The following is a 12,055-nucleotide window of genomic DNA, read 5'->3' on the forward strand; positions in this document are numbered from 1 at the left end:
GATCATGGGTGTCGGCGGCGATACGGCTGGCTTCCGACAGGGCCAGCAATATGCCGAGCGTCGTCACCACGATGGCGTTGGGCGAGCGGTCGGCCAACGGTTCGAAGATGCTTCGCGACAAGACACGGCTGAGCAGCGCCGCATAAAGGAACGCCGCAGCTACGCCGAGCGCGACGGATGCAAACAGCGTCAGCCATAGCACCTGATAGCCGAACGCCGCGGTGAGGATCATCGTATGCCCGCAAAAGGCGAACAGCGCCCCATAGGCAAGATTGGTGCGGTGCAGGATGCCGTTGGTCAGCACGTAGCCGAAGGCAAGCAATGCGTAGAGCGCGCCCGAATGCAGCCCGTTCAGAACCTGCTGGAAGAAATAGAGCATGCAATGTCCTCGATGCATGCCCCGCAATCGGGGCGCAGCGGTTTGGGACGAACGACGTTCTCAAGACAAGGCAATGGCGATCGCCTCCGTGACGAGCGTTGCACCCGGAATCTAACTTGTCAAATGCGATTTATCGGTTAGATTCGCCATATGGTAGTATCCTGGACTCCGCACCGCTTCACCGGTGGCATGCTTGCGCTCGACACGGCGAACACCGTCGTCTTGCGGAACGATCCGGAGAAAACCTTCGACCGGCTCAAAGATCCGGCGGAGATCACCCGCTTTGCCGAAGCGGCGAGCGGGTTTCGCGCCGCCGAGCTCGGCGGCAGGCCGCTCGTAGCGCCGACGCCTGAAAAGATCGCGCCGGTGGTGCTGTCGATCAGGGAGACGACCGATCGGCTGTTTCGCCGCGCGGTTTCGAAAGGTGCGATCACTACCGGAGACATGCCTGAATTCCTTGAAGCCTGCGCCGACGGACTCGCCCAAAGCCGCACCGAAATCGGGAGGCCCGGAAAACTATTCGGCAATCCGGCGACGCCGATTGCCTTCGAGGCGGCGCTTGCGGTCTCGGCGCTGTCGCTGCTGCGCGGCGACACAATCGCCAGGCTGAGGATATGTCCGAACTGCAGCTGGCTGTTTGTCGACAAAAGCCGCAATTCCAGCCGCCTCTGGTGCGACATGGCGGTGTGCGGCAACCGACAGAAGGCAAACCGATACTATCGCCGCCGGACCGCGGCGAGGGAGGTCACCAATGTCTAAAAGATACTCGCGCGCGATGATTGTCGTCGCGGCGTTGTTCGCGGTGGCCGCGCTCGGCGCCTGCCGTGACTCCGGCAAGGACCAGCTGTTCGCCATTTCCGGGAAGCTGTTCGAGTTCAACTACCGGCTGGGCATCGCCACCTATGTCATCACCCTCAATCCGTTGCGGCCGGTGGGTGAGGGACAGGTCGCCGTGGTCTCCTTCCAGAACCCGGCCGGTGGTGATCCGATCATCGTCACCCAGAAAATATGGCCGAAGCTGCCGCATGTAACGCTGACCAGCCCGCCGCTCACCTGCGTCGTAAAGGACAAGCCCTATACCGTGTCGATCCGCATCGAGGATCGCAGCGGCAACTTGCTGCAGAGTTTCGAGACGACACTGACGTCCTCGCTCGACCAGTCGGTCCTGCCCGACCGGCCTCTCGTGGTCGGGCCAGTCTACGAGCTCAACAAGGACCTGGCAGGCCATGTCGACGGCAAGCTGCCCGGCGAACCGAAGCCCAGTTGCCCAAAGGCTGCATGATGCGTCACCAGCGGCACTGACCGCCGCCGGAATTTTCGTGCTCGGCCATCCTCCCCGACAGGCGTTTCGTGGCGCCACACGGCCGCGCATGGATCATTTGTTGCGCCTCGTCTGGCATCTTCGATTTTGTTTGACCTCCCCGGCAAGGGAAGAAAGACTGTAGGCACTCGACTCCGACGTTGGCTGCGCACCTCTAGCCGTGGCCGCACAGGAAATGCCTGATGACGCTGTATGATGTCGCGCTCGACGACAAGTTCGACCTGGGGAAGGAGCGCATCTTCCTTTCCGGCGCGCAGGCGGTCATCCGCATGCTGCTGATGCAGCGCGCGCGCGACCGCCGGGCTGGCCTGAACACCGCCGGCTTCGTCTCCGGCTATCGCGGCTCGCCGCTCGGCGGCCTCGACATGCAGCTTTGGAAGGCCAGGAAGCAGCTCGCCCAGTCGGACATCGTCTTCCAGCCCGGCCTCAACGAGGAACTCGCGGCCACGGCCTGCTGGGGATCGCAGCAGGCCGAGTTGCTGGGCGAGGGCACGCATGACGGCGTCTTTTCGGTCTGGTACGGCAAGGGACCGGGCGTCGACCGCTCCGGCGACGTGTTCCGACATGCCAACCTCGCCGGCTCGGCTAGATATGGCGGCGTGCTTGCCCTGATGGGCGACGACCACATGGCCGAATCCTCGACCAACGCGCACGCGACCGAATTCCTGTTCGTCGACACTATGGTGCCGATCCTCAATCCGGCGGGGGTCCAGGAGATCATCGACTATGGGCTCTACGGCTTTGCCATGTCGCGTTTCGCCGGCACCTGGGCGGCGATCAAATGCGTCAAGGACAACATCGAGTCGACGGCTTCGGTCGATGCCGCACTCGAACGGCTTGATATCGTCGTCCCGGACTTCGACATGCCGCCTGGCGGCCTCAACATTCGCAACGAGATCGACATGCTCGGCCAGGAGGAGCGGCTGCATGAATATAAGCGCGCCGCCGCTTCGGCCTTCATCCATGCCAACGGGCTGAACCGGATCGTTTATTCCGGTGGACGTGCCCCGAAGCTTGGCATCGTCACCATCGGAAAGAGCTATCTTGACGTCCGCCAGGCGCTGGAAGACATCGGCGTCGACGAGGCCGCCGCCAATCGCATCGGGATCAGGCTGTTCAAGGTCGGCTGCCCATGGCCGCTCGACCTGCAACACATCGCCGACTTCGCTCGCGGCCTCGACACCATCGTCGTCGTCGAGGAGAAACGCTCGCTGATCGAGGTGCAACTGCGCGAAAACCTTTACGGCACCGCCATGCAGCCGGTCATCGTCGGCAAGAAGGACGAGCGCGGCGACGGGCTGTTCCCGGCCAAGGGCGCGCTCGATCCAAACGACATCGCCATAGCGCTCGGCGAGAGAATCTTGCGGACGATCGGTCCGTCGGACGAGATCGCCGCGCGGGTGGCGAAACTTCGCCAATTCCAGGCGATGCTCGCCGACACGTCAGATATCGCCTCGCGCACGCCCTTCTTCTGCTCCGGCTGCCCGCACAATTCCTCGACCAAGGTGCCCGACGGCTCGCTCGCCGCCGCCGGCATCGGCTGCCATTTCATGGCGCTTTGGATGGACCGCAACACCGTTGGTTTCACCGCCATGGGCGGCGAGGGCGCCCAATGGGTCGGCCAGGCGCCGTTCTCGAAGCGCGACCACATCTTCCAGAATCTCGGCGACGGCACCTACAACCACTCTGGTGCGCTGGCGATCCGCTTTGCATTGTCGACCGACGCCAACATCACCTACAAGATCCTCTACAACGACGCCGTCGCCATGACCGGAGGCCAGCCACACGAGGGTGGCCTGACCGTGGACATGATCGCCAGGCAGGTGCGGGCCGAGGGCGTCGAGCGTATCGCTATCGTCACCGACGAGCCGGACAAATATACCGGCAAGGTCGAATTCCCCGCCGGCGCCACCATCCATCACCGCGACGATCTCGACCTCGTCCAGCGCGAATTGCGCGCCGTTAAGGGCACATCCGTGCTGATCTACGACCAGACCTGCGCCGCCGAAAAGCGCCGCCGCCGCAAGCGCGGCACATTCCCCGATCCCGACAAGCGCGTCTTCATCAACGAACTGGTCTGCGAAGGCTGCGGCGATTGCGGGGTGCAGTCGAATTGCGTGTCGATCCAGCCGGTCGAGACTGAATTCGGCCGCAAGCGCAGGATCGACCAGTCGAGCTGCAACAAGGATTTCTCCTGCGTCAACGGCTTCTGCCCGTCCTTCGTCACCGTGCATGGCGCCAAGATCAGGAAGGCCGAGGGTATGGCCGGCACGACCGATCCGCTCGACGGCGTGCCCGCGCCCGCTGAATTTCCGCTCGGCGAACAGGGCTGGGCGGCGATCATCGACGGCGTCGGCGGCACCGGCGTCGTCACCATCGGCGCGGTGCTCGGCATGGCGGCCCATCTCGAAGACAAGGGCTGCGGCATGATCGACATGGCCGGCCTTGCCCAGAAGGGCGGCTCGGTGTTCACCCATGTCCGCATCGCGCGCAGCCCGGGCGATATCCACGCCATCCGCGTTTCGGCGGGGAAGGCAGACCTTGTGCTCGGCTGCGACCTCGTCGTGTCGGGCGCTCAAAAGGTGCTCGCCGCGGTGCGTGAGGGCCACACGATCTTCCTCGCCAACACCGCCGAGATCATGCCCGGTGAGTTTACCCGGTCGGCGGATTTCTCGCTGCCTGTCGAGCGGCTGAAAAAGGCGATCCGCACTGCCGCCGGCGACGACAAGGCGCATTTCTTCGACGCCACCCGCACCGCCACCGCGCTGTTCGGCAGTTCGCTCGGCGCAAACATGTTCATGCTCGGCTTCGCCTTCCAGCATGGCGGCTTGCCGCTGTCGGCCGAGGCAGTCGAAAAGGCGATCGAACTCAACGGCCAGGCCGTGGCGATGAACGTCTCAGCCTTCCGCTGGGGCCGCCGCGCCGCCCACCAGCCGGATTTCGTGCGCGGCCTCGTTGCCCAGCCGGGCACGGCTGCACAGAACGCCGCTGTCGTCGAAACGCTGGACGACATTATCGCCCGCCGCGTCGCCTTCCTCACCGCTTATCAGAACGCTGCCTATGCCACGCGCTACGCCGACAGACTGGCCGCGCTGCGCAAGGCCGAAGCCAGGGCGATGCCCGGTTCGACTGATGTGACCGAGGCCGCTGCGAGGAACCTGTTCAAGCTGATGGCGATCAAGGACGAATACGAGGTGGCGAGGCTTTACACCGACGGCTCCTTCGCCGCCGAGCTGGGCAAGCAGTTCCAGAGCTACGACAAGCTCGAATTCCATCTCGCGCCGCCGATGATGGGCAGGCGCGGCAAGGACGGCAAGCCGAGGAAGTCGAGTTTCGGTCCCTGGATGATGGATGGGTTCCGCCTGCTGGCAGCGATCAAAGGCTTGCGCGGCACGGTCTTCGATGTGTTCGGCTACAGCTCCGAAAGGCGTATGGAACGGCAGCTTCTTGCGCAGTACGAGGCCGATCTGGAGCTTGTCGCCAGCGCGCTGGCGGCAGGCATGGTCGAGGCTGCGGCCGCGCTTGCCTCGGTGCCGGCGCTCATTCGCGGCTATGGTCACGTCAGGCAGGCCAGTGCCGAAAAGGCCGCTGGCGAACGCCTAAGGCTGCTCGATCGCCTGGCAAAAATACCCGTTCGGCCGGAACTCCAGGCCGCCGAGTAATCGATATGCCTTGTTTGTTTGAAGGGTAGCTTCCCGGCGCCAACCGACTGACGGCAAAGCCCGGAACGGCCTCTCTAAATCTTTCTTAAGGCGAATGTGACACAGCTTGGGTCCCCAGGGTTGGGATTCAGGCGTGAATCTGAAAAGAAAAAACGAGATTCCGGTCGACGTCTATATCCCGTTCGTGGAAACTCTGTTTCGCGACGGGGTGACGCTTTCGATCGGCATTCTCGCGCAAACCTTCCTGATCGGCCTTGTATGGTGGAAGAACGGCGATCCGCGTTACCTGGTTGTTGCGATTGCGATGGTTCTCGTCGGCATATTCCGCATGAGAAATTTCCAAAAATACAACAGCTTGCCCTCACCAACGACCTGGGAGGAAGCGCACAAGCGCGAAAACGACTATATACTCTACGGCTCCATGCATGGGCTTACGCTCGGGGCTTTTTGCCTGCTCGGCATCTACTTTGCGCGCGACGATTTCGCCGAGATCGCCTCCGTCTGCCTCACGCTGGCGACCGCGACCTCCATTGCCGGCCGCAACTACGGCTCGCCGCGCATGGTGACCATCCTGACCCTTGCATTGACCTGGCCCATCTCGCTGGGCTTCCTGCTGCGCGGCGATATCTATCATGTCCTCCTTGGCCTGCTGTCAGCGCCGTTCCTGTTCGCGATCCGCAAATTCGCCAATACGGTGCGCGATGTGCTTTTTGCGGCGGTGTCGGAGGAGAAGAAGGCGAACCGCCTTGCCCAGCGCTTCAATCGGGCGCTGAACACCATGTCGCATGGCCTTGTCATGCTCGGCCCCGACGGCCGGGTGGCGGTGGCCAATGCCGAAGCCGCGCATCTGATGTCGCTCAAATCGCCCGACGCGCTGCTCGGGCGATCGATTCACGGTCTGCTGATGCGCGGCGTTGCCGGCGGCATGCTGGCGCCGAAGGACTGCCGCTACATCGAAGCCCAGCTTACGCGCGCCCTGCGCGAGGGCCGCGACCGCAAGGTTCTCGTCTCGCTCGCGAACGGTCAGCACTATGAGTTCTCGGCGCGTGAAGGCAGCCAGGAGCTGGGGGTCATCACCTTCGAGGATGTGACGGCCCGCGTTGAGGCGGAAGACAAGATCCGCTTCATGGCGCGCTATGACAACCTCACCGGCCTGCCCAACCGCGCCTATTTCCACGAGCTGATCGGAGAGGCCATGGCATCCGGTGACCTCGAACGTCTCTGCGGGCTCGCCGTGCTCGACCTCGACGACTTCAAGAGCGTCAACGACACGCTTGGCCACCCGGTCGGCGACGGATTGATCTACGCCGTCGCTGAACGGTTAGCGGCGGTCGTCGGACCAGGCGTCACCGTCAGCCGTTTCGGCGGCGACGAGTTCATGATCTTCTTCGACCGCGTCGAGGACGAGAGCCATCTGTCCAGCCAAATCGACGAGATTTTCATTGAGCTGCAGGGCGAGGTCGACGTCGCCGGCCATGGGTTGCGCATCCAGGCCAGCGGTGGCGCGGTGCTGTCGAGGGTCAGGGATACCGATGTCGACGCCATGATCGTCAAGGCGGACCTCGCGCTCCACAAGGCCAAGGAACTCGGCAAGAATACTTGGCGGTTGTTCGAGGCGTCGATGGAGGTCGCTTTCCGCAACCGTCAGCTGATGAAGGCGGATCTGCGCACCGCTGTAGAAAGCAAGGGGTTGCGGGTGGTCTACCAGCCAATCGTGGCGATGAGCACAATGCGCATAGCCAGCTGCGAGGCGCTGTGCCGTTGGGACCACCCCGATCTCGGACCAATTTCGCCCAGCATCTTCATTCCGCTGGCGGAAGAAATGGGCATCATTTCCGAGGTCAGCACCTTCGTCCTGCATGCGGCGTGCACCGAATGCGCCAAATGGCCCGCACAGACCAGTGTCTCGGTCAATCTCTCGGCCAAGGACTTCCGCAACCGCGACGTTATCGAGAAGGTTCGCCATGCGCTCGCCAGTTCCGGTCTCGCCGCCGGCCGACTGGAGATCGAGGTCACCGAGACGGCACTGCTCGACGACAAGTCGCTGACGCGTCAGTATATCGAGGAATTGAAGCGGCTTGGCGTGCGCATCGCGCTCGATGATTTCGGCACCGGCTATTCAAGCCTCAGCTATCTCCACAAACTTCCGCTCGACAAGATCAAAATCGACCGTTCGTTCCTGATGGACGTTACCCAGAACAGCCGTTCGCTCGAACTGCTCAAGGGCATCGTCAACCTGTCACGGCCACTGGGACTTTCGGTGACTGTCGAGGGCGTCGAGACTTTCGAGCAGCTCAAGATCCTGGCCTTGCAGGTCAAGCCGGACCTGGTTCAGGGATTCCTGTTCGGCTCGGCGCTAAGCGCGTCCGGTATCGAGACCATGTCGAGCACGGTCTGGCCCTTCGCCAAGGACATCAAGACGGCCAGGAAGGCCACGCATCGCTGATTTTCATGGAAGAAATCTCGTACTTTGGTATAATTTTTACAATCATTAACCTTAATAACTGGTAAACGATCTCTATCTTGTTTTCATCTTTACATCTTACGATCCTGCCTTAGTGTTGATCGCGGCGGCAGTTCCGGGGATTGAGTTTATGGTTGTTGAGTTGATTTCGCCTCGCCAGGCGGCGGGTGCGGACGGGAGTGATGCGTCCGACACTATGTCCAGCTTTGCCAGGAATGTTTCGGCGATGCTCGAGCGGACGGAATACCGTCGCTGCGACAAGGGCGAAGACCTCGAGGACATTTACCGGCTGCGCTACAAGTCGTATCGCTCCAACGATATGGTGCCCGACAACGAGAACCATACCATTCACGACGAGCTCGACGACGCGCCGAATGTCTTTCGTTTCGGCGTCTACATCGACCAGGAACTCGTCAGCACGCTGCGCATCCATCACGTCATGCTGGCGACGCCGATGTCGCCTTCCACCAAGGCTTTCGGCGATATCGTCATGCCGATGCTGGCCGAGGGACTGAGCTTCATCTGTCCCAGCCGGTTCGCCTCCGACCCCGACTGGTCACGCGTCTATCCGCAAATTCCCTACCTAACATTGCGGCTCGCCGGCATGGCGTGTTTCCATTTCAACGCGCCTTACTGCCTGTCGACCATTCGCGAGGACCACGCCGGCTTCTACAAGCGGATTTACTATTCCGAGAAGATCAGCGAGGCCCGCGCCTATCCCGGCGTCTACAACAAGGTCGTGCTCTACCGTGCCGACGTCAATGCGATCCGCGAGCGGTCACTCTCCCGGTTCCCGTTCTTCCGTTCGACTCCGATGGAGCAGCGCATGCTGTTCGACATGCCCCACGTCGGTGAACTCGCGCCGCTGACCATCCTGCCCACAGCCAAGTATTTTCGCGAAGCCGCCTGATGTACGTCGCCCAAATGCGCGCAGTGGTTTTGGGACAACAACATGCACCTAAACAAGGCAAGTCATTCGGCAACTTTGCAGCCTGGCCATGGAGCTTTCCGGCCGCTTCGGCGTTCTGGCAAGCGCGCCGGTGGCGCATGAACGACGTCGACCCGCATAGCGTTGGCGGCAATCCTATCGAAAGGAAACGACATGACCATTTCCACGCTCGCACTCACTCCGCTTATCTCGCTGATTGCCGGCGTGCTGATCCTGGTGATGCCGCGACTCCTCAACTACATCGTCGCACTCTATCTGATCGTCGTTGGCCTGCTCGGGCTGTTTCCGCAGCTTGCCGGTTGATGTGACAAGCTTCAGCCGCAAGGAAGTGCAAGGCGGCAGCCACGGTCACCTCAGGAACAATCTCTCTGCATCTGGCAGCTTCAACTTTCCTTTGAGGCTGTTGTCTCCAGCGATGCGGCAATAGCGCCATTGCCCTCGGCTTGGCTTTTCGCTATGTGCCTGAAAGATGTCTTCGAAGGGGTATTCCTATGGCTGATCACTCGCCGACCGGTCCTGTCGAACTAGGCGCGAAGATGGACTATGCCGAGCACGACCGCACCTATGCCGGCTTTGTCATGCTCGCCAAATACGGGTCGCTGTTTTGCGCCGCCGTGCTTCTCGCAATGGCTTTCGGCTTCTTTGCGGGCGGCTTCTTCTCGGCATTTGTCCTGTTCGTTCTGATCCTCGCCCTCGGCGCTTTCATTCTCCGGTAAATTCTTCAAAACCCCTTGCCCGTGACATCGCCGGAAGTCCGGCCGGCGTCCTGCGCAGACAGGTTGCAGCCGAAAGGATCATGCGGTGGGACAGACGATTTTCATCCCTCGTGAGCTCGATGCGAACGAGCCGCGCGTTGCTGCCTCGCCCGACACGGTGAAGCGGCTGGCGGGGCTGGGGTTCAACGTGATCGTCGAAAGCGGCGCCGGCACGGCATCGCGCATTCCTGACGAGGAGTTCGGTAAGGCCGGCGCTGTGATCGGTAAGGCCGCCGATGTCGCCAAGGCCGATGTGGTGCTGAAGGTGCGCCGGCCTGATGAGGCGGAGCTGAAGGCCTATCGCCCGGGCACTGCCGTCATCGCCATCATGGATCCCTATGGCAACGATGCTGCCGTCGATGCTCTGGCAAGGGCCGGCGCCACCGCGTTCTCGATGGAGTTCATGCCGCGCATCACGCGCGCCCAATCGATGGACGTCCTGTCCAGCCAGGCGAACCTCGCCGGCTATCAGGCGGTGATCGACGCGGCTGCGGAATATGACCGGGCGCTGCCGATGATGATGACGGCGGCCGGCACGGTGCCGGCGGCGAAAGCCTTTATCATGGGCGTCGGCGTCGCCGGCCTGCAGGCCATTGCAACTGCAAGGCGGCTTGGCGCCGTCGTCACCGCCACTGACGTGCGCCCCGCAGCCAAGGAACAGGTGGCCTCGCTTGGCGCAAAGTTTCTGGCGGTCGAGGATGAGGAGTTCAAGGCGGCCGAGACGGCTGGCGGCTACGCCAAGGAAATGTCTAAGGAATACCAGGCCAAGCAAGCGGCGCTGACCGCCGAGCACATCGCCAAGCAGGACATCGTCATCACCACCGCGCTGATCCCCGGCCGTCCGGCGCCGAAGCTGGTTTCAGCCGCGATGGTCGCCTCGATGAAGCCGGGCTCGGTGATCGTCGATCTCGCGGTCGAACGTGGCGGCAATGTCGAAGGCGCCGTGCCCGGGCAGGTGGTGACCACGGCCAGCGGGGTGAAAATCATCGGCCATCTCAACGTACCGGGCCGCGTCGCGGCCTCCGCCTCGCTGCTCTACGCCAGGAACCTTTTTGCGTTCCTCGAGACACTGGTCGACAAGACCACGAAGACGCTTGCCATCAACCGCGACGACGACTTGGTCAAGGCGACGATGCTGACCGATGGCGGGCAGGTTGTGCATCCGGCTTTCATCGGCAAGCCGGCGGTGATGATCGCCTCGGCCGAGCCTGCGAAGCCCGCTGCTGGAGAAAAACCGGCCGCGCCAAAGAAAGCTGCCACATCCAGGAAACTTGCCGCACCCAAGTCGCTCGCTAACAAGCCGAAAGGGATCGCGTGATGGACCAGACCTTGCAGAAAGCCCTTGACCAGCTCGATCAGGCGACCGCCGCCGTCCGTCTCGCTGTGCAGGATCTGGCCACAGCTCCAGGCGGCACCGATGCGGCGGGCGACGCCGCGCACGCGCTGTCCGGCGGGGCGATCGATCCGTTCGTCTTCCGCTTTGCCATTTTTGTCCTGGCAATCTTCGTCGGCTATTACGTGGTCTGGTCGGTCACACCGGCGCTGCACACGCCGCTGATGGCCGTCACCAACGCCATTTCCTCGGTCATCGTCGTCGGCGCGCTGCTTGCCGTCGGCATCTCGGCGTCCGGCATCGCCACCGGCTTCGGTTTCGTCGCGCTGATGCTGGTCTCGGTCAACATCTTCGGCGGCTTTCTCGTCACCCAGCGCATGCTGGCGATGTACAAGAAGAAGGACAAGTAGAGCGACATGAACGCCAACTTCGCCTCCTTCCTCTATCTGGTTTCCGGCATCCTGTTCATTCTGGCATTGCGCGGCCTGTCGCACCCGACCACGAGCCGTCAGGGCAACATGTACGGCATGATCGGCATGGGCATCGCCATTGCGACCACGCTGGCGCTGGCGACCCCTTCGGCCGGGGGCTTCGGCCTCATCGTGCTCGGCCTTTTGATCGGCGGCTCGGTCGGCGCGATCACCGCGCGGCGCATCGCCATGACCTCGATGCCGCAGCTGGTCGCCGCCTTCCATTCGCTCGTCGGTCTTGCCGCCGTCATGGTGGCCGCCGCCGCCATCTATGCGCCGGAAAGCTTCGGCATCGGCACGGTTGCCGACATCCACGCCCAGGCGCTGATCGAGATGAGCCTCGGAGTCGCTATCGGCGCCATCACCTTCACCGGCTCGGTCATTGCCTTCCTCAAGCTCGACGGTCGCATGTCGGGCAAGCCGATCATGATCGGCGGCCGGCATTTCATTAACGCCGCCCTCGGCATCGCGCTGATCGTGCTGATCGTGCTGCTGGTCACCAGCGAGTCCAAGCTGGTGTTCTGGCTGATCGTGGCGGCATCGCTTGTCCTTGGTGTCCTGCTCATCATCCCGATCGGCGGTGCCGATATGCCGGTTGTCGTCTCGATGCTGAATTCCTATTCGGGCTGGGCGGCTGCAGCCCTCGGCTTCACGCTCGGCAATCTGGCGCTGATCATCACCGGCGCGCTGGTCGGCTCGTCCGGCGCGATCCTCTCCTACAT

10 protein-coding genes and 1 pseudogene are annotated in these 12,055 nt (G+C 62.5%); 10 read left to right on the forward strand and 1 reads right to left on the reverse strand.

The window, feature by feature from the left end; all coding sequences use genetic code 11:
* Positions 1 to 379, reverse strand: a pseudogene (locus EOA85_RS14000) (branched-chain amino acid ABC transporter permease); the annotation flags it as partial.
* 150 nt (positions 380 to 529) lie between these two features.
* Here EOA85_RS14000 and EOA85_RS14005 point away from each other — a divergent pair.
* The 10 genes from EOA85_RS14005 to EOA85_RS14050 all read left to right on the forward strand — a co-directional run.
* Positions 530 to 1,138, forward strand: coding sequence for a CGNR zinc finger domain-containing protein (locus EOA85_RS14005; RefSeq protein WP_127209833.1), 609 nt, complete (start codon positions 530 to 532; stop codon positions 1,136 to 1,138).
* Complete coding sequence (locus tag EOA85_RS14010) at positions 1,131 to 1,661, forward strand: hypothetical protein (protein WP_164759647.1); 531 nt, start codon at positions 1,131 to 1,133, stop codon at positions 1,659 to 1,661. Before EOA85_RS14005 ends, EOA85_RS14010 begins: the two co-directional genes overlap by 8 nt.
* A gap of 221 nt (positions 1,662 to 1,882) precedes the next feature.
* Entirely contained in the window at positions 1,883 to 5,362 is a 3,480-nt protein-coding gene (locus tag EOA85_RS14015) for an indolepyruvate ferredoxin oxidoreductase family protein (protein ID WP_127209834.1), read from the forward strand.
* 133 nt (positions 5,363 to 5,495) lie between these two features.
* Positions 5,496 to 7,808: an EAL domain-containing protein gene (locus tag EOA85_RS14020; protein WP_095517376.1), complete on the forward strand. Its 2,313-nt coding sequence runs from the start codon at positions 5,496 to 5,498 to the stop codon at positions 7,806 to 7,808.
* Positions 7,809 to 7,956: 148 nt separating this feature from the next.
* On the forward strand, positions 7,957 to 8,736 hold the full coding sequence (locus EOA85_RS14025; protein ID WP_127209835.1) for a hypothetical protein: 780 nt from the start codon (positions 7,957 to 7,959) through the stop codon (positions 8,734 to 8,736).
* 192 nt (positions 8,737 to 8,928) lie between these two features.
* The gene (locus EOA85_RS14030; protein ID WP_065006071.1) at positions 8,929 to 9,078 is read left to right on the forward strand and encodes a DUF3096 domain-containing protein; all 150 of its coding nucleotides are present in this window, start codon (positions 8,929 to 8,931) and stop codon (positions 9,076 to 9,078) included.
* Positions 9,079 to 9,266: 188 nt separating this feature from the next.
* Complete coding sequence (locus tag EOA85_RS14035) at positions 9,267 to 9,491, forward strand: aa3-type cytochrome c oxidase subunit IV (protein ID WP_029347610.1); 225 nt, start codon at positions 9,267 to 9,269, stop codon at positions 9,489 to 9,491.
* A gap of 85 nt (positions 9,492 to 9,576) precedes the next feature.
* On the forward strand, positions 9,577 to 10,848 hold the full coding sequence (locus EOA85_RS14040; RefSeq protein WP_127209836.1) for a Re/Si-specific NAD(P)(+) transhydrogenase subunit alpha: 1,272 nt from the start codon (positions 9,577 to 9,579) through the stop codon (positions 10,846 to 10,848).
* Complete coding sequence (locus EOA85_RS14045; RefSeq protein WP_023796796.1) at positions 10,845 to 11,273, forward strand: NAD(P) transhydrogenase subunit alpha; 429 nt, start codon at positions 10,845 to 10,847, stop codon at positions 11,271 to 11,273. Before EOA85_RS14040 ends, EOA85_RS14045 begins: the two co-directional genes overlap by 4 nt.
* A 6-nt stretch (positions 11,274 to 11,279) precedes the next feature.
* Positions 11,280 to 12,055: NAD(P)(+) transhydrogenase (Re/Si-specific) subunit beta (locus EOA85_RS14050; RefSeq protein WP_206523301.1), on the forward strand; the 776-nt coding region annotated here is incomplete at its 3' end.

The organism is Mesorhizobium sp. M5C.F.Ca.IN.020.29.1.1 (assembly GCF_003997375.1).
GTDB lineage: Bacteria > Pseudomonadota > Alphaproteobacteria > Rhizobiales > Rhizobiaceae > Mesorhizobium > Mesorhizobium wenxiniae.